The following is an 18,736-nucleotide window of genomic DNA, read 5'->3' as shown; positions in this document are numbered from 1 at the left end:
GGTCGGCAGTGCAACTTGAGCGCCTTCTTAGATCCCAAGGTTTTGGCAGTCGCCCTGAATGCCGTGCCCTGGTTTATTCAGGGCGAGTGCGAGTAGGCGGCAATGTTTGCGACGATCCCTTTGCTGAATACGAAGCAGCGGGATTTGGTTTTACGGTTGATGAAGAGCCTTGGATTTTTCGCAAGAACGTCTATCTTGCGCTCAATAAACCGGGAAATTATGAGTGTTCGCAAAAGCCGAAACATCACCCAAGCATTTATTCGCTATTGCCACGCCCAGTGCTAACGCGAGGGGTTCAAGCCGTCGGGCGGCTCGACGAAGATACTACAGGTTTACTCCTTCTATCCGACGATGGACAGTTCATTCACACCTATACCGCACCAAAGAAAAAAATACCTAAAGTCTACGATGTTAGCGTCAAACATCCACTCAACGATTTACAGCTTTCATTATTGCTGGCGGGGGTTCAGCTAAACGATGAGCCGGCCCCTATCGCCGCGGTGGCGTGTGAAATGCGCGCTGAGCGTTTGCTCAGGATGACCGTGACTGAGGGCAAGTACCATCTGGTCAAGCGAATGATCGCAGCGGCTGGAAACCGGGTTGAAGGATTGAACCGCATATCGGTTGGCGGGCTGTCTCTACCCGATGATTTACCCGTTGGGAAATGGATATGGCTTGAGGCGGTAGATCTTCACCGTCTTCGCCAGTATCCCCCGGTTTGTTTCACGTGAAACAGCGAGGGTCTGACAAACTCAGTGCTTGCCAGAAATCACTAGGCCGACTTCTTGGTTGCCCTTTTGGCCGGAGATTTTATTAGAGGTTTGTCAGCAACAGGCTTTTCTGTCTTGACTGCTGCTTTTGTTTTTGGGACGCGCTTTTCAAATTCAAAACCGACTTTTCCGTCAGCACCGCGAACCAAAAAAGACGAGAATTTGCGTCGAGTCCGCGAAGAAATAAAATCCTTGAGCAAATCGGTGCGTCCTGTGGCAAGCAATTTTTTCATTTGCTCAGGCTCAACTGTTTGCTGCAGGATCACCTTGCCTGAGCGGAAATCGCAACTTTTAGTCGGACCGACCGATTTCTCGCAAACGTAGGCCATGCCGTGATCGAAAACTCGGGATGAACATTTTGGACAAGTTCCTAGTGACTCTTGCCCTGAGAAATCGACCTCTTCGCCATTGCCATCGTCGCCATTGGCGCTCTGACCAAAGTCAAACTCTGGCAGATTATCGGCATTGAGCTTGATGATGGCATTGAAAGGACGCCCCATCTTATTGCGAAAACCGGTGATCGGACCGATCTTACGTTCGGTGAGTAATTCCTCGATTTCAGCGGCCTCAAATTGACGGCTGGCAACAATTTTCCAAAGCGAAAAATCGCACGCCTGACATTGAAACTTTTTATAGGTTTCCTTGATCAAGCCGCCGCATTTTGGGCAAGGGGTGGAAAGTTCACCAAAGTCGCCTGGAATGGTGTCGCTGTCATAGCTTTTGGCCCGGTCGACGATGTGCTGAGTCATTGCCGCGATTTGCTGCATGAAGGCATTGCGCGACATCTCGCCGCGCTCCATGCGTGCCAGCTTCCATTCCCAGTCACCAGTTAATTCCGCAGCCGTAAGCTCCGGAATGCCAAGACCATTGAGCAGGGTCATCAGCGAAAAAGCTTTGGCCGTCGGTTGTAGTTCGCGGCCTTCGCGATGCAGGTACTGCTCACCAATCAAATTTTCGATAATCTGGGCGCGCGTGGCGGGCGTGCCAAGGCCACGACCGGCCATTGCGGCTTTCAACTCCTCGTCATCGACCATCTTGCCCGCACCTTCCATAGCCGAGAGCAAAGTCGCTTCAGAGTAACGGGGAGGCGGACGGGTTTCGGTGGCAATAAGCACGACCTCGTCGGCAAGTACTTTCTCATTCGGCTGCACAGCCACCAGATTACCTTCGTCACCATCCTGGCCTTCGCGGCCATAAACAGCAAGCCAGCCCGGATTAACCAGAACCTTGCCCTCGGTCCTAAATGGCACATCGACCACGCGTGTTATTCGCGTGGTAATCATGTACTCGGCCGCCGGGTAGAAAACAGCAAGGAAACGTTTGACCACCATATCGTAGAGCTTCTGCTCGGGTTCAGAGAGGTGTTTCGGCGCTTGCAGTGTTGGAATAATGGCGAAGTGATCAGAAATTTTGGTGTTGTTGAAAATACGCTTGTTTGGTAGCGCCCAATTGCGTGCCAGAATCTGATGGGCAAAGGGTGAAAAACGAGCTAGCAGTGCTTCATCGTGACCTTTACCGACACCTTCTCCGGTCAGCATCTTGAGCGTTTCCTTGACCGTGGAAAGATAATCCTCGGGCAGTGCTCGGGCATCAGTACGCGGATAGGTCAACACCTTGTGTTTTTCGTAAAGTGCTTGCGCCAAGCCGAGCGTGGATTTGGCCGAAAAACCAAAGCGGCCATTAGCTTCTCGCTGCAGGCTGGTCAGGTCGTAGAGCAGCGGTGACAGTTGGGTTGAAGGCTTGGCTTCCTCGTTGACTATGCCGGTCTGGCCAGCACATTTGCTTTGCAGTGCCTTGGCATGAGTCTCGTTCCACAGGCGGTCAGCGCGTTGATGTTCGTCTTCCTCGTTTTTGCCCTTGGCGAAATTCTCGTCAATCCACTTTCCCTTGTATTGGCCGGCGGCGCAGGTGAATAATCCTTCCAGTTCCCAGTAAGGGCGGGGCATGAATTTTCTGATCTTGTCTTCACGATCAACCATCAGCGCCAGGGTTGGTGTCTGGACGCGGCCAACCGTTGTCAGATGAAATCCTCCGGTCTTCGAGTTGAAGGCGGTCATTGCCCGAGTGCCATTAATGCCAACCAACCAGTCGGATTCAGAACGGCAGACAGCCGCATCGGCCAGTCCTTGCATTTCGGAGCCGGGACGCAGTTTGGAAAAACCATCCTTGATGGCCTGCTGAGTCATCGACTGCAACCACAAACGCTCCACCGGTTTGCCGGTTTTGGCGTGTTGCGCGATGTAATTGAAGATCAACTCACCTTCGCGTCCTGCGTCACAGGCGTTCACCAGCGCACTGACATCCTTGCGCTTGATCAGTCGGGTAAGAAGTTTGAGGCGAGATTCGGTCTTTTCGATCGGCCGCAGATCGAAATGCGGTGGAATGACCGGCAGGTGAGCGAAGGACCACTTGCCGCGTTTGACCTCGTATTCCTCCGGGCAGGCCAGTTCGAGCAGGTGGCCGACGGCGGAAGAAAGAACGCAGTCCGCGCTCTCGAAGTAATCGTCGTGTTTGGTGAATCCCCCCAAGGCGCGGGCGATATCAGCGGCGACTGAAGGTTTTTCGGCAATTATCAGCTTCTTGCTCATGGATTTTTTGTGCCTGCGAGAGCGATGACATTATATGACTACGGAATGGCCTGACAGGGCCACGGTTCAGGGCATGATAAAAGCAGTATGCCGCGCTTGGCAAGCCATGGTCATTTGACTGCTGAACGCGGTCGTATAATCATCGGGCAGGTGGGATTCAGGCGTCGGGGAGTTGCTGGTAACGGCCGCCAGGCAAACTGGCAACTCGTCCATCGAGTTCCAAGTGCAGCAGCATCACGGAAAGCGAGTCGGCCGTCAAGCCGCTGCGCGTGGCAAGTTCGTCGAGCCCGCATGGATCAAATCCCATCATTGAAAGCAGCCCATTGGGTTCTGAATGAGCGTTACTCGCCTGCCCATGTTTTACCGAAATGTTCCAGCGTAGTTCTTCAAGAACATCTTGCACGCTTTCAACCAGTTTGGCGCCCTGTTTGATAAGTTTGTGACAACCTCGCGATTGCGGCGAGTGGATCGAGCCAGGAATGGCGAAGACTTCACGCCCCTGTTCTCCGGCAAGACGTGCGGTAATCAAGGAGCCGCTTTCCATGGCCGCTTCGACGACCAATACCCCACGCGCAATACCTGAAATCAGCCGGTTACGGCGCGGGAAATTGGCGGCGGCGACTGGCGTACCCAACGGGAATTCGGAAACAATAGCCCCCTTGACGCCGATTTCCAGGGCTAGTTCACGGTTTCGCGCCGGATAGATACGATCGATACCGGTACCGATAAAAGCAACAGTATCTCCAAGGACGGACAGGGCACCACGATGCGCTTCGGCGTCAATGCCAAGGGCCATACCGCTCGTAATCACCAGGCCCGCCTCGGAAAAGGCAGAGGCAAAAGATTTGGCGTTCTGCTCGCCTTGTGGCGTCGGATTTCGGCTGCCTACGATGGCTAGCGACGGACGGTTGAGCAGTTCGAGACGGCCACGTACATAAAGCAGTGTCGGAGGATCAGGGATTTCCAGCAAGGCTTGCGGATATTCAGGATCGGCCAGTGTGACGATGTGCTGATCCTGACCTGTTGACCACGCACAGGCGAGTTCAACGAGAGATTCATTATCCGTGTCAAGCAGGAGGTCGGCAGCTTTGTCGCCGATAATCCCGCGCAAAGCGCTGCGTCCAGCAGAGAAAACGGCGTCTGGAAGCCCGAAGGCGGCAAGCAGCTTGCGCTGTCTCTCACCGCCGATTCCGGGAACAAGCGTCAGGCGCAGCCAAGCCGATAGCGACTCGCTGGCAGTCATTGCTCAAGGGGTGCGAACGAAGTCATTGACCTCGACGGCACCCTCAGACTGGACGATCAATGCGTATGAAATGCGCTCAAAGGTGCGAAAAACAAAAACCAAGCCGGTGCGTTCTGGAGGTATTTGCACGTTTGTTTTGCGGTCCGTTTCATCACGTTCAACAATCGTGCGGTTACGTTCAAGGGCAAGTACATGACCAATTTCCAGGCCATCTTTAGCGCCTCGGTTTATGGAAACGATTGAACCACGTCCAGCAGCGCCGACACCACCGTAGACTGAAATGATGCGGCCATCGATCAAGGCGTCCGGCTTATGGGGTATGTACGAGACCATGACTGGTCGGGCCGCCGGAATCAGACGGTCGCCACGACCGATTTCCTGCTTCGCCGTCAGAATTTCGAAAATTGCAGGGTTGCCTGGTTTGGTCTGTTTTGCAGTACCCAGATAAAAAGCCTCGTAACCGAGAACCTGCTTGGGGTCGGAAGGGTTCTGATCGGGGTAGGCCGGGTCAAGCATCGGCTTGCCACGGCGATAAATCTGCCAAAGGGCTTTGGACGGATCGGCGTTTTCCACATAGGCGAGATCGCCATTGCCAAGAAATACCCGATCCTGCTGCGTAGCGACGATACGAGCAGCGCTCTCCAGTCCGTTAACTTCAATAACCAATGGCGCGGAAATGAAGGGTTCGATAACGTTGGGTGGAATCGGCGGAATAGCCTGAGATATTTGTTCGGAGTAGATTCGGGGCCGCAGCTTGCTGTTTTGTACGCGCAGCAGCGGATTGCCGCTGGCATCGCGATCAAGGACAATGATATCTCCCGGATAAATCAGGTTCGGATTCTTGATCTGTTCCCTGTTCATGCGCCAGATTTCGGGCCAGTGCCAGGGTTCCTTGAGAAACTGTGCGGATATTTCCCAGAGGGTGTCGCCCGGGACAACGATATGTCGTTCTGGCGCGCTATCAGCCAGTTGGAGCGGTGTTTCGGCAGCGCTGCACAGTGTGGCGGCCACAGCCAGAATGAGCGCGGATATAATGCGAATCATCGTGTTATCCTCATACGAGCGGTCGGCAACGTTCTTTAGAGCTTGCGGAACGTCGGATTGTGGTGATGCCTTAGTCATTTTGAACCGCACCCCGCCTTGCACTTTTTGCCGCAGGCTGCGCATACAACGTGTGAGTATTGCGCCGTTTTTCAAGATGTTGCGTCGGATTCTGCACGTAATTACTTCTTCGATCAAGCTTTTTATGCCACTACTACCAATACTTCGTTTTCCGGATCCGCGCTTAAAAATTGTTGCCGCTCCGGTTAAAAAGATCGATGACACTATCCGTTGTCTGGCGCGTGACATGGCCGAGACAATGTATGAAGCGCCGGGAATTGGTTTGGCCGCGACACAGGTTGATGTGCACCTGCGAGTGATCGTCATCGACGCCTCGGAGACCCGTGATCAGCTCTTGGTGTTGATCAATCCGGAACTCGTTGAGAGCGCTGGCGTTCAGGTCGGTGAGGAAGGTTGTCTCTCGGTGCCCGGAATTTACGACAAGGTTGAGCGTGCCGGGCATGTCGTCGTGCGCTATCTCGACACTGATGGCAAGGCTCAAACTGTTGCCGCCGACGGTTTGCTGGCGGTCTGCCTGCAACATGAAATAGACCACCTTGAGGGGCGGGTATTTGTCGAACATCTCTCGCCGCTCAAGCAGACGCGCATCAAGGCCAAGATGTTGAAGCAGTCGCGGATTACCGCATGAAGCTGGTTTTTGCCGGTACGCCCGAGTTCGCTGCGCAGGCCTTGCGCGCCGTTATGGCCGCAGGACACCAGGTAGTGCTAGTACTTACTCAGCCGGATCGCCATTCCGGGCGAGGTATGGCGGTGCATGCATCGCCAGTCAAGGAATTGGCGCTAGCCTCAGGAGTCGAGGTTTTTCAGCCGCAAACCTTGCGTGATGCGGCTGTCCAGGAACGTGTACGAGCGGCCGGGGCCGAGGCCATGATTGTTGCAGCCTATGGGTTGATCCTGCCGCAGGCGGTACTCGACATGCCCCGCTTTGGATGCATCAATATTCACGCGTCACTGCTGCCGCGCTGGCGCGGAGCGGCGCCAATCCAACGGGCGCTGCTCGCCGGCGATGGCGAAACCGGTGTCTGCATCATGCAAATGGATGCCGGGCTGGATACTGGCCCGGTGTTGCTGGCAGAAAGTCTGTCGATTGCCGTTGATGAAACAGCGGCGACCCTACATGACAAGCTGGCCGAACTTGGCGGGCGGCTGATCGTTCAGGCCCTCGAAATGCCTCTGGTGCCTTGTCCGCAGTCTGCGCTTGGCGTTACCTACGCAGCCAAGATCGAAAAGGTGGAGGCCTGGCTCGACTGGCGTTTGCCAGCCGTTCAGTTGGAGAGACAGGTCAGGGCCTTCAATCCCTTTCCAGGGGCAGCAGCGCGTTTGCAAGGCAACCCGATCAAGATCTGGGGTGCCCAATTGGGTAGCGGGCTGGGCGCCCCGGGGACGGTCATTGCCACCGACCGATGCGGCATCGTGGTCGCCTGTGCTGACGGCACCCTGCGTCTGACCGAGTTGCAGAAGCCCGGCGGCAAGCGTTTGCCGGCCGCCCAGTTTCTGGCTGGAATGCCGATTTCACCGGGGGCAATCTTCGCTCTTCCGTCTTGAATCTGGACGTTTTCTCCCAACGTAGTGCCTGGGCCGGCGGGGTTTTCCGCCCGGAAATCTGACAATTTTGACCGGAGGTCACGACAATGCTCGGTAACTGGCTGAAGACTTCAATCCTGATGGCCGCGATCATGGCGCTGTTTGGCATCATCGGCGGTTATGTTGGCGGCGCGCCGGGAATGATGATGGCGCTGCTTTTCGGTGGTGCGATGAACCTCTTTGCCTACTGGTTCTCGGATACCATGGTTTTGAAGATGTACAAGGCGCAGGAGGTCGACGAAGCCTCGGCGCCTCAGTTCTACACCATGGTTCGTGATTTGGCGCAGCGTGCCGGACTGCCCATGCCGCGTGTCTACCTGATTGACGAGGCACAGCCGAACGCCTTTGCCACCGGGCGCAACCCGGATAACGCCGCAGTTGCAGCAACGACGGGAATTCTCCAGCTGCTTTCGGCGCGCGAGATTCGTGGCGTGATGGCGCACGAGCTGGCACATGTCCGCCATCGGGATATCCTGATTTCGACGATTTCGGCGACGATGGCAGGGGCCATTTCGGCGCTGGCTAATTTCGCGATGTTTTTTGGTGGACGCGGTGCTGATGGTCGCCCGAGTAATCCGTTGGCGAGCATTGCCGTGGCTTTGCTGGCGCCGCTGGCCGCGTCGTTGATCCAGATGGCCATCTCGCGCTCGCGGGAATTCGAAGCGGACCGCGGCGGTGCTGAAATTTGCGGTGATCCTCTGGCCTTGGCCGACGCGCTGATCAAGATCGATGCTTACGTTCGCGGAATTCCGATGCCTACCGCCGAGGCGCATCCGGCAACGGCACAGATGATGATCATGAATCCCCTGTCCGGTGGCGGTATTGACAGCCTGTTCAGTACCCATCCAGCCACCGCAGAACGCGCTGCCCGTCTGCACGCATTGGCCAAGGCTGGCGACGCTACTGCCCTCTGAGCAGATCACGCAGCAGGTCGGCGAGACGGTAACCGGCTTCGGCGATTCGCCGGTTGGCGATGGCCCGGGCATTTTCATTAAATTCCACACTGATTGTGGGCTGGCTATCATCACCGGGTGGATAGGCGCTGCTGCGCGCGACCTGCCAGCTTTCATCAATCCACTGCGCGGACGACGAGGGCGTTGGACGAGGGTATAAGGCGCTGAGTGCCTGGCAGGCGGCATCAAGCCGTTCGCCGCGCAGCCAGACGGGGCCGGGCAGATCGTCCCAGAAAGCGTGCAACGTCGTCGCCGACTTGCGCGGATTGAACGGGTTAATCACCGTCAGTCCATTGCCGAGCCTGTCAAACTTGCCTTCGGCGTTCAAGCGCAGGCTGGTATGCAAGGGTTGATGCGCATCGCCGGTGAGGTGGATCAGCCAGGGCAGGACATAGCTGCGCTCGCTTCTCGTGGTGCCGGGCGAGGCAAGTGTCTGTGCCAGCGTAACGAGTTGTTTGTCGAGCAGACCGGAGATGGTCGCACTGTGCCTCTGATCCTCACGGCTATCACCAAATGGACGATTGACGTAGTGCCAGTCGCGACGCCGTTCCATGTCGGGAAAGCCGGGCAGCGTCGGTGTCGGTGCGTCGACGCCAGCGCTGTAGAAACGGGTGTCCTTGCGGATATCATCAGGCCAGGTCGAGGCCTCGATAAAGGTCGACCGGTCAGTATCGCCGTCGCCAGCCCGCTGGCGCCAGCGGGCGTAGTCCGGGTGCTCGCGCAGCAATTGCGAGATCACGGAACGTGGCTGTTGATCAAGATGATCCCAAGCAATGCAGGCGACCAGCCGATGCCCGGCGGCGTTCCAGGCCAGTGCCGGCAGTGGCAGGAGTAGCAGGAACAGCATGGCATGACCAATCGACAGCCAAGCAAAGCGTTTAAGTGAGGGTCTATGCATCGGGCACATTATGGACGGCACAAGCCGATCTTGTCAGCACCATGCTAAACTCGGCCAACCCATGCTTATCGCGAGACGTTGCCTTGTCTTCACCACATCCCTCTCCTCGTTCACCCACACCTTCGCCGCGTATTGTCCGGGTCCGTAAATCCGGTTCGCGTGAGGCATCAACAGAAGGAGCCAAGCCACCTTCTGCATCGCTCGTAAGCAGCGCGCTGGCTCCCGATTCGCTGGGCTGGAGTTTGCTGCTGGCCGCCCGTGTTCTAGCCCAGGTGCACGGCGGGAAGAGTTTGAGCGAAGCCTTGCTGGTGCTGGTCAGGGAGTTGCCCGCCGCGCGCGCGGCGGCACAGGATGTCGCCTACGGGGTATTGCGTCGCTACGGTTGGGGCGAATTTATCCTCGGGCGCTTGATGAGCAAACCCGTGAGCCATCCGGAAACCCAGGCGCTGTTGCTCGGCGCGCTTTACCGACTGGAGACGCGTCCCGACTCAAGCCCGATGGTTGTGGATCAGGCGGCCGCTGCTGCCGGCGAGTTGGCAGGAGGCGTTTTCAAGGGACTGGTCAATGGCGTGCTACGCAATTATCTACGTCAGCGCGAAGCGCTCATTGCTGCGCTGGCCGACGACGACGTTGCCCAGTATCAGCATCCCCCCTGGTGGCTGGCTCGATTGCGCCGTGCGTATCGTGACCATTGGTCATCGATTGTCGCAGCCGGCAACAGCCAGCCGCCGATGACCTTGCGCGTCAATCAGCGGCACGGAACGGCCGCTGATTATATGGCCAGGCTTGAAGCAGCAGGCCTTGCGGCTTGCCCGGTCGGACGTCATGGCTTGATCATGGAGACGCCAGTTTCGGTCGATACCCTGCCCGGTTTCTTTGATGGTCTTGTTTCAGTTCAGGACGCAGGCGCACAACGCGCCGTTGAACTGCTGGCCCCGGCGCCAGGATCACGGGTCCTCGACGCCTGTGCCGCGCCTGGCGGCAAGACCGCGCATCTGCTCGAGTCGGCGGAGCTCGATTTGCTGGCGCTCGATATCGACGCCGGCCGGGCCCGTCGCATCGACGAGAATCTGCACCGCTTGGGCCTGCTGGCTACGGTCAAGGTGGCTGATTGCATCGAGCTTGAACGCTGGTGGGACGGTCGGCTTTTCGACGCCATTCTGGCCGATGTGCCCTGCTCGGCTTCGGGGGTGGTGCGTCGGCATCCGGACATTAAGCATTTGCGGCGCGAAAGCGATATCCGGCGCTTCGCTCACAGCCAGGCGGCGATTCTTGACGCCCTCTGGCCTTTGCTTAAACCCGGAGGTAAGCTCTTATACGCGACCTGCTCGGTTTTTCCGGAGGAAAATTCGGCGCAGATCGACGCTTTTCTCGTTCGTCAAGCGGGCGCCCTTCGCCTGCTTGACGAGCAGCTGCTGCCTCAGGAAAAAAACGACGGTTTTTATTATGCCCTGTTGCGAAAAGCTGTTTAGATCAGTTTTTTATGGCGTCATTTTTCTGCTTGCCGCGCATGCTGTGCAAGCGACAGAGATCAGCATCCGCAACCTGCAACTGGTGGCCAGCGACGAGGGCTACAGCCTGGCTGCCGATGCCAACATCAACTTCAATACGCGGCTTGAGGACACGGTCAATAAGGGAGTCGTCCTTTACTTTACCGTTGATTTCGAGTTGACCCGTCCACGCTGGTACTGGCTCGACGAACAAATCATTCGCCGCAGTAAAACCTTTCAACTTTCCTATCATGCACTGACCCGCCAATATCGATTGTCCACCGGCGCTTTGCACCAGAGCTACGGCACCCTGGATGAAGTGCTGCGTGCGATGTCGCACTTGCGGAACTGGCAGGTGCTTGAGAAGGGGGAAGTCAAAGCCGAGCAGATTTACGTCGCCGGACTACGCCTGCGCCTGGATTTGACGCAAATGCCCAAGACCTTTCAGGTGAGTGCCCTGGCCGACAAGGACTGGAATCTGTCTTCCGATTGGCTGCGCTGGAGTTTTGCACCGACCGAATTAACGCCCGTGCTGCAATCAACACCGCCAGCAGCAGCTTCCGTGCCCGCTCCGCCGGTGCCGGCGATACCTGCCAGCGGTGAGAGTAAATGAAGTACCTGATCATCGTTGCGGCCTCATTTGGCGGCATCCTGCTCTTTCTGCTCGCCTCGGCCAGTGCCAATACGGCCCTGTTTGCCAGCAATTACCCCTGGCTGCTCGGACTCAATGCGATTGTTGCCCTCTCGCTTTTTGCCCTCATTGTTTGGCAGGTGCGTGCCCTCTGGCACGAGCATCGGACCAAGGTCTTCGGCTCGCGGTTAAAGCTGCGGCTGATGCTGATGTTTGGTCTCATGGCGGTATTGCCCGGGGTGCTGATCTACGCCGTTTCAGTACAGTTTGTCACCAAGAGCATTGAAACCTGGTTCGACGTGCGTGTTGAAAAAGCGCTTGAGTCCGGACTTAATTTGGGGCGTAGTGTGCTCGATTCACTGCTTGACGAGCTGGCCGAAAAAGGGCGAACCATGGCGTTTGACCTGGGCGAGCAGTCTGAAGCGCAGCGTCGCTTGGCGCTCAGTCGTCTGCGCGAGAAGACCGGCGTGCAGTTTATTGCCTTATTCACGACCGGTGGCCAGCTGCTGGCCACCGCCACCAGCGATCTGGGGACCTACATGCCGGCGCCGCCGACGCTCGACAAATTGCGTCAGGCGCGGGCCGGACGCGGCTATCGCGAAATCGAAAGCGCCGGCGACAAAGATCTGGTGCTGCGTGTTCTGGTGCCCGTATCGCCGGTCGGATTGGGAATGGAAACGCGCATCCTGCAATTGACCCAGCCGGTTCCCGCCAGTCTGGCACTCAATGCTGATCGCGTACAGCAGGTTTATCGCGACTATCAGGAACTTTCGCTGGGACGCGAGGGGCTAACGCGTATCTATGCCATGACTTTGACCCTCACCGTGCTATTGGCCCTGTTCACGGCCATCGCCATGGCCTTTGTTCTGGCTCGCCGCCTCTCGGCGCCGCTTTCGATACTCGCCGAGGGAACGCAAGCGGTGGCCGCCGGCGACTTTACACCGCGTCAGGCGATCTACAGCCGTGACGAACTCGGGGTGCTGACCCAGTCCTTCAATCGGATGACACGTCAACTGAACGAGGCGCGGCGCGACACCGAGCGTCATCGTAGCGAAGTCGAATCGGCGCGCGCCTACCTTGAATCGATACTGGCCAATCTGTCGGCGGGGGTCCTCGTTTTTGACCGTCGCTTCATACTGCGCACGGTCAATCAGGGCGCGCAGACCATTCTTGGCGATGATTTTACCGGTCTCCTTGCTGAGGCGGTCGAAGCCTGGCCGCGTGAACAGCTTTTCGGACGGGCGATACGCGACGCTTTCGCCGAGCACGGCAGCAAGGAATGGCAGACGCAGATTGAGCTCGAACGTAACGGCGGCTTGCCGCAGATACTGTTGCTGCGCGGAACGCAATTGCCGGAGAAGCGCAGCGGCGGCTATGTTGCGGTTTTTGATGATGTCACGCGGCTGGTGGCCGCCCAGCGCAGTGCTGCCTGGGGTGAGGTGGCGCGGCGTCTGGCGCACGAAATCAAGAATCCCCTAACGCCGATTCAGCTTTCGGCTGAGCGCTTGCAGGCCAAATTGGCCGACAGACTGAGCGCTAGCGACGCCGAAATGCTCAACCGTTCGACGCAGACCATCATCAATCAGGTGCAAGCGATGAAAAACATGGTCAACGAATTTTCCGACTATGCCCGCATGCCCGCACCCGAACTGACAAATATTGATCTAAATGCCCTGATTGGCGAAGTGCTTGGGCTGTACGAGACTTCTCAGGCCCAGATCACGCTTGATCTGGATCCGCAATTGCCCGCCGTCTATGGCGATGCGAGCCAGTTGCGGCAGATTATCCACAACCTCCTACGCAACGCCGAAGACGCGCAGGACGGTGCGGACGAAGCGCAGATCGGCGTTTTTACCCAGTTCGCCGATGGCATGGCAGAACTGACCGTGACCGATTGCGGGCCGGGCTTCCCGCCCGAAATCATGGCGCGTGTATTTGAACCCTACGTGACGACCAAGACACGTGGTACCGGCCTAGGTTTGGCCATCGTCAAGAAAATTGTCGATGAACATCAGGGGCGCATCAGAATAAACAACCGCCAACCGGTGGGTGCCGAAGTGAGTATCAGACTGCCATTGGCTGTACAACAGACATCCAACCCAAGTAATTCAGAAACAATTAACGAGAGCTGATCATGGCGCAAATATTGGTCGTCGATGACGAAATGGGCATCCGCGAGTTGCTCTCCGAAATTCTAGCGGACGAGGGGCACTCGGTCTGGCTGGCGGAAAACGCCGCAGCAGCACGCAAGAGTCGTAGCGAGAGGCGTCCTGACCTCGTCCTGCTCGACATCTGGATGCCGGATACCGACGGCATTTCCCTGCTCAAGGAATGGTCTGCTGCTGGCTTGCTAACCATGCCGGTAGTTATGATGTCCGGCCATGGAACAATCGATTCCGCAGTTGAAGCGACGCGTGTCGGCGCCATCGACTTTCTCGAAAAACCGATTGCCCTGCAAAAATTGCTGGCCACGGTCAAAAAGGCTCTCAAGCACGAAATCTCGCCGCAAAAACCGCCACTCACCCTGGACGCTTTTGCCCGATCGCCACTGCTCAAGGACCTCAAGAGGCGACTGGAACAGGCAGCGGCCAAAAACGCCGTGCTGCTCCTCAAGAGCGCCTCAGGCAGCATTGCTGAAATCTGCGCGCGTACTTTGCAAACTCCCAAGACACCCTGGCTCGACCTTTCCGTGTCTAGCGCGCCGCTGACGCAGGAGATGCTTGAAAACGCCGCAGGCGGCATCTTGTTTATCGCCGACCTGACGCTACTCGGAAAATTGCAGCAGAAAAACCTCGTTTATGCACTAGAGCGGCTCGAAAAATACAACCTGCAACTGATTGCCGCCTCGACTCGTGCTCTATCGACACTCACTGAAGCCGGCTGGGATCCAGCGCTGGTAGCGCGTCTGGGCGAGGTATGGGTGACCTTGCCACAACTTTCCGGACATAGCGATGAAGTGCCGGAAATTGCCTCGCTGGTGCTCTCACACCTGGTTGAGCGCAATGAAGTGCCGCCTCGACAATTTTCCAGCGGCGCTCTGAATGCGCTGCGCTTGCACCATTGGAAGGGGGAATGGGCTGAGCTGCTGGCGACCGTCAAAAATCTCGCGCTCTGCGCGTTAGAAGACGATATCGCGGTTGATGACGTAGATAGCATTCTGCTGCGCGAGGCCAGCGATGCGCCCAAACCGCCGCCGGCGCTGCCGTTATTTAATCAGCCTTTGCGTGATGCGCGTGAGGCTTTTGAGCGACTTTATTTTGAACATCACCTGAAAGGCGAACGCGGTAACATGACGCGGGTCGCCGACAAAACCGGCCTTGAGCGCACCCATCTTTATAGAAAATTAAAACAACTGGGTCTGAACATCGGACGGCGTAGCGAAGACCAGGTGCAATAATCGGAAGCGTCAATTCCCGTGGGGCCGTACCCCAGGGTAAATTTGTTCTGTCGCTAATCTATTGAGTTACTGTTATTCCGGGCTCTGCACTTCCTGCTGTCGCCTGCGCCGGAATGACCTTTCGCGCGCAGTTCATTCAGGCTCTCCAGGGATTGTTCCCCTTCGATGCGTTCGCTTTTGACCCAATCATTTGTGTGCACCCAGCGCGCAAGAACAAGTGTCAGTGACGCTGCAAGCACGCCAAGCCTTCATTCCGCCTTGATAGAGCAAGCGGGGGCCGGGTTGGCGCACAGAGCCAGGACATGGCGAGAAAAAACCGTAGCGATGCTCTCCGGGGAAACGCCGGCCGCCAGCTTTTGGGCACGCTCGGTGTACCACCATTCGCGCAAGAGTTCCTCGGCTGCCTCGTGCAGGCGAGATGAACTGGCCCGATCGGCGCGAACCAGAAGTCCAGCACCGAAGCGTTCAACGGCCTGCATGTTGAGAAATTGGTCCATATTACGTGCAACCCCGAGAACCGGAACACCGTTGACCAAGGCCTGGTTGGTCGTCGCACTGTCGCCGTTGCACACCACGAGTTGCGCGTGCTGGCAGAGGAGGTCGTCGGGCAGATAGTCGAAAACGCGGGTTCGCGCCGAGGTCGGCTTGAACGTCAGCGCATTTCCGGCAGTGGTCACCATCACCTGGCAATCGAGTTGCTCAAGGATCGAGATGATCCGCCCCAGCAGACGAGAATTACATGAACTCCCCATCGTCACATAGACGAGTGGCCCGTCATCATCGAAAACCCCCGGATCAGCGCCCTGGCTCGGGAACCAGGTGATTGGTCCGATGTAGGCCGCATCGGCACCCGGGTACACCTTCGGAAAAAGCATGGGAATATCCGCGAACAGGCGCAAATCGGCGTCGGTATAGCAACGCTGCAAGTCAAACCCAAGGGAAGGTAGTCCGTAGCGGGCACGCAATCGTTCCATAGGTAGCGCGTGCCAGCGCGACGCGAAGCCCGACATCGGGCGAAATAGTGGTTCTACGACCGAGATCGGGAGATAGCGGGTGATGCCGAGCACCGGCAGCGGCAACGACGCTGAGTTCTCCGGGCTCCAATACACATCGCAGACGGTGATGTAGGGAATGGCGCGCAACCGGGCACTGACCGACAGGGAAAGACGAAAGTCGCCGACGATGACATCCGGTTGCTCGGCATCGATCAAGGCCAGATCGTCATCGACATAGCGCATCAACGTTGCGAAGTCATATAGCCGGGCTAATTTTTCGAGACGGCGCACGAAAACTGAACCAGACTGACACTCAAGGTCGACGACGCGAAACTTGACGTCGGAAGTCAACCACTTGTAGGCCGACGGCCGGCAGAAGGTCACCTCGAAACGATCCGGGTCCAGCGCACGGGCAAGCGCCAGAGGACGAACCACATGTGCGAGCGTAGCGCCCTCGGCAAAAAACAGAACCTTAGGTTTGGGAAGGCGCATTCACATTCCCACCAGCCACAAAAGCGAAATTGGAAGTGCCGTCAAAAACTGTAACGCACCTCGGAATACACCCGATCCTTGCCGGCGTACTGACCGAAAAGGCCAAGCGGCGGTCCATTAAAGACGTCGGCACCGACCGCCAGCCGCCAATTCCGTTCGAAATTCCAGGTCACTCTTGGGCGTAGCAGCCAGTCTGTCCGGTTGAAACTGGCAATCCACATGAGTTGCGCTTCAAGTTTATCGTTCAGTTTATGGTTCACTAGCAGGCTGTACCCGTTCTCCTGCTTGTCTGAGAGAAGATTCGGGTCATGGTTAAAAAAGGCACGCTGAAACACCTGCATGTTGAGGCGCGTTTCAGCCGGCAAGCTGAAATCAAGTCCCAATGCCCAGTCGATGGTGTTTTGTGGAACCACGCCGTCAGCATCATCCGGCGTCGAAACGTAGAATTTCCGACCCCGTGTGTAAACCCCCTCGCTTTTGAGTACGACCGATCCAAAGTCCTTGGCCAGGGTGCCGCCGAACTGGTTAATCCGGTCATGCCGGGCCTCGTAGAAGGCGGTCGGTTGCGGCACGGCGACGACCTCGCGGTAAAACGTCGGCTCAATGTCCATGCTGCTGTAGGCAAAGCCGGATACATCCCAGCCATTCTTCAGAGTCGACAGGCGCAGGCCATAATTGGTATTAGCGAGAGTGCGTGACGGACGGACTTCATCGCGAAACTGTGTGGAAATACCGGGCATGGCAGAAGGATTAAAGGGGTAGAACTCCGCGCCGGGCTTGCCAATTTCGTTATAGGTGGCGACCGGAATCCAGAGCAGTTCAGCGTGGAAATCGTCCTTGAAATATTCTGCCCGCGCCGCCCACTGCGGGATACGCAGCACGTCGAACTCGGGCAGAATGAACTCGTGCATATCCCTAGCCGAAACAACGTCGGCAAAAAAGAGACCGACCATCTCGCCCCACACAACGTGTTGCTTGCCCAGACGGAAATCCCAGTCGCCGGCGCCAACATCCAGATAGTTTTCACGCAGATTCAGATTGAAGCGCTGATCCTTGGCCACCGCGCTCGGATAAAAATCAGTGGCGCTAAAGACCGCATCGTAGTCCATGCGGGCGCCAAGCTTCCACTTGATGCCATCTCCGAGATTGCCCTGCGCACTGACATCGGCTCGCGTCAACATCTTCGACCAATGCACCGGCGAGTCGTAGGCACGCGCCATCTCGTACTGCAAAAAGCCCTTGATGCCGCTGCCTGAAGCCGGCGCTTTCTTCTCTGCACTGGCGGCGCCTGCTTTGAGCAGAGCATCATCGTCGTCATCGCCAAAGAGCGCGTCCCGACTGCCTGGTTTGGCCTCGCCTGCCGCGGCCAGCAAGGTGTGTGTCGGCCTGCTTTCATATGTGCGCGAAAAATTCAGAGTGTTTGAAGCGCTGTCCACCGATTCTGCCCAGGCTGAAACTGCGCCCAAAGCAAGGGCGAAACAGACGAGCGGCCTGACACGAAGACCCTGAGTCGATTTTTTCTGGTGAAGCATAAATGTCCTTTCGGCAACTAGCCGATCTGGGGTTGGGCGGCAACGGTATCGGACGAACGACGATTTCGGGCGAGTGACCACTTTGCATCGGAACGCACGCCGAGGGCGAAAATTTCACCATCATTTACCCGCACCAGACGATCGGCCTTGGCAATCACGCGCTTATCGTGCGTCGAGAAGATGAAGGTGGTTTTAAAGGTGCGGTTGATCTGTTTCATCAGACTCAGGATTTCCTCACCGGTTTTACGGTCGAGGTTGGCGGTCGGTTCGTCAGCCAGAACGATCGAGGGTCGAATCGCCAGTGCGCGGGCGATCGCCACGCGCTGACGCTGGCCGCCACTTAACTGATTTGGCCGATGATGGACAAATTTTGTCAGGCCGACAATGTCAAGGAAGTAGGCAACGCGTTTTGCCCGCTCTCCCCGTGAAATGTCGTTGCGTTGCAACAGGGGATATTCAACGTTTTCTGCAGCCGATAGAACCGGCAACAAATTGAACGTCTGAAAAATGAACCCTATGGTTCTGCCGCGCAGGTCAGCCAATTGATCCGGTGTCCTGCCGCTGACATCCTGGTCGTTGATATAAATCTTGCCGCTGGTCGGCGTGTCAATGCAGCCGATTAGATTCAGCAGGGTCGTCTTGCCACTGCCCGACGGGCCGGCAATGGCCAGAAATACCCCGGGGTCGAAAGACAGGGTAATGTCCTTGAGGGCTTGGACTTTCTGCTCACCGAGCAGATAATCCTTACACACGTGTTCAATGCGGACAACGCTCATCGGCTGGCTCTCTGCCAACCGTGTCAGTGGTCAGCACAATTTGAGGAAAACTATGGAAATCATGACGATCCGCCAGCAAAGTGTCAAGGCTGCAAGACTATTCGCCGTTCTCGCCTCATTGCTGTACCTAGCACCTTGCGCGGCACAGGACGCATCGCCGGCAGAAGCGGCCGACGATGCCCTGGCCCGCAGCATCGTCGAAAAAGCCGATCTGGTGCGCTTTCCCGCTGATGGTTTTCAGGTTGATGTTGGCATCACCAGCACC

General features: G+C 57.0%; 15 protein-coding genes and 1 pseudogene. 9 read left to right on the top strand and 7 right to left on the bottom strand.

Annotation, left to right across the window (positions count from 1 at the left end; all coding sequences use genetic code 11):
- The first annotated feature begins 8 nt into the window (after positions 1-8).
- On the top strand, positions 9-731 hold the full coding sequence (locus Q1J43_RS03020) for a 16S rRNA pseudouridine(516) synthase (protein WP_301100866.1): 723 nt from the start codon (positions 9-11) through the stop codon (positions 729-731).
- 41 nt (positions 732-772) lie between these two features.
- Here the strand turns inward: Q1J43_RS03020 and Q1J43_RS03015 are convergent, their stop codons facing one another.
- The 3 genes from Q1J43_RS03015 to Q1J43_RS03005 form a co-directional block, all read right to left on the bottom strand.
- Positions 773-3,358, bottom strand: coding sequence for a DNA topoisomerase III (locus Q1J43_RS03015; protein WP_301100865.1), 2,586 nt, complete (start codon positions 3,356-3,358; stop codon positions 773-775).
- 157 nt (positions 3,359-3,515) lie between these two features.
- Positions 3,516-4,601: a DNA-processing protein DprA gene (gene dprA / locus Q1J43_RS03010; protein ID WP_301100864.1), complete on the bottom strand. Its 1,086-nt coding sequence runs from the start codon at positions 4,599-4,601 to the stop codon at positions 3,516-3,518.
- A gap of 3 nt (positions 4,602-4,604) precedes the next feature.
- A complete protein-coding gene (locus Q1J43_RS03005) occupies positions 4,605-5,645 on the bottom strand; it encodes a LysM domain-containing protein (protein WP_301100863.1) in 1,041 nt (346 codons plus the stop codon).
- Between the two features lie 202 nt (positions 5,646-5,847).
- Between Q1J43_RS03005 and def the strand changes: the two genes are divergently transcribed.
- The 3 genes from def (at position 5,848) to htpX (ending at position 8,221) form a co-directional block, all read left to right on the top strand.
- Complete coding sequence (gene def, locus Q1J43_RS03000; RefSeq protein WP_301100862.1) at positions 5,848-6,351, top strand: peptide deformylase; 504 nt, start codon at positions 5,848-5,850, stop codon at positions 6,349-6,351.
- Entirely contained in the window at positions 6,348-7,268 is a 921-nt protein-coding gene (gene fmt, locus Q1J43_RS02995; protein ID WP_301100861.1) for a methionyl-tRNA formyltransferase, read from the top strand. Before def ends, fmt begins: the two co-directional genes overlap by 4 nt.
- An 86-nt stretch (positions 7,269-7,354) precedes the next feature.
- Positions 7,355-8,221 (top strand): zinc metalloprotease HtpX, encoded by an 867-nt coding sequence (gene htpX, locus Q1J43_RS02990; protein WP_301100860.1) that lies wholly within the window; start codon positions 7,355-7,357, stop codon positions 8,219-8,221.
- On the opposite strand, the gene Q1J43_RS02985 is transcribed toward htpX, so the two are convergent.
- A complete protein-coding gene (locus Q1J43_RS02985; protein WP_301100859.1) occupies positions 8,208-9,158 on the bottom strand; it encodes a S1/P1 nuclease in 951 nt (316 codons plus the stop codon). The genes htpX and Q1J43_RS02985 overlap by 14 nt on opposite strands.
- A gap of 83 nt (positions 9,159-9,241) precedes the next feature.
- Between Q1J43_RS02985 and rsmB the strand changes: the two genes are divergently transcribed.
- From rsmB to Q1J43_RS02965, 4 genes are read left to right on the top strand one after another with little or no spacing between them, the layout of a single operon-like run.
- Positions 9,242-10,630 carry a 16S rRNA (cytosine(967)-C(5))-methyltransferase RsmB gene (rsmB, locus tag Q1J43_RS02980; RefSeq protein ID WP_301100858.1) on the top strand — a complete coding sequence of 463 codons (1,389 nt, stop codon included), beginning with the start codon at positions 9,242-9,244 and terminating at the stop codon, positions 10,628-10,630.
- Entirely contained in the window at positions 10,605-11,261 is a 657-nt protein-coding gene (locus Q1J43_RS02975) for a DUF4390 domain-containing protein (RefSeq protein ID WP_301100857.1), read from the top strand. Before rsmB ends, Q1J43_RS02975 begins: the two co-directional genes overlap by 26 nt.
- Complete coding sequence (locus Q1J43_RS02970) at positions 11,258-13,411, top strand: ATP-binding protein (RefSeq protein WP_301100856.1); 2,154 nt, start codon at positions 11,258-11,260, stop codon at positions 13,409-13,411. Before Q1J43_RS02975 ends, Q1J43_RS02970 begins: the two co-directional genes overlap by 4 nt.
- A gap of 2 nt (positions 13,412-13,413) precedes the next feature.
- Complete coding sequence (locus tag Q1J43_RS02965) at positions 13,414-14,676, top strand: response regulator (RefSeq protein WP_301100855.1); 1,263 nt, start codon at positions 13,414-13,416, stop codon at positions 14,674-14,676.
- A 248-nt stretch (positions 14,677-14,924) separates the two neighbouring features.
- Here Q1J43_RS02965 and Q1J43_RS02960 read toward each other — a convergent pair whose 3' ends face one another.
- From Q1J43_RS02960 to Q1J43_RS02950, 3 genes are all read right to left on the bottom strand, one after another.
- The gene (locus Q1J43_RS02960) at positions 14,925-16,163 is read right to left on the bottom strand and encodes a nucleotide disphospho-sugar-binding domain-containing protein (protein WP_301100853.1); all 1,239 of its coding nucleotides are present in this window, start codon (positions 16,161-16,163) and stop codon (positions 14,925-14,927) included.
- 41 nt (positions 16,164-16,204) lie between these two features.
- Positions 16,205-17,536, bottom strand: a complete 1,332-nt coding sequence (locus tag Q1J43_RS02955; protein WP_301100852.1) for a DUF1302 family protein — start codon at positions 17,534-17,536, stop codon at positions 16,205-16,207.
- A gap of 176 nt (positions 17,537-17,712) precedes the next feature.
- Positions 17,713-18,471, bottom strand: a complete 759-nt coding sequence (locus tag Q1J43_RS02950) for an ABC transporter ATP-binding protein (RefSeq protein WP_301100851.1) — start codon at positions 18,469-18,471, stop codon at positions 17,713-17,715.
- Between the two features lie 52 nt (positions 18,472-18,523).
- Here Q1J43_RS02950 and Q1J43_RS02945 point away from each other — a divergent pair.
- Positions 18,524-18,736 (top strand): annotated as a pseudogene (locus Q1J43_RS02945) (hypothetical protein); the annotation flags it as partial.

This window comes from Propionivibrio sp. (genome assembly GCF_029255185.1).
In the GTDB taxonomy this organism is placed as follows: domain Bacteria; phylum Pseudomonadota; class Gammaproteobacteria; order Burkholderiales; family Rhodocyclaceae; genus Propionivibrio.
This window is presented reverse-complemented; position numbering and strand designations above follow the sequence as displayed.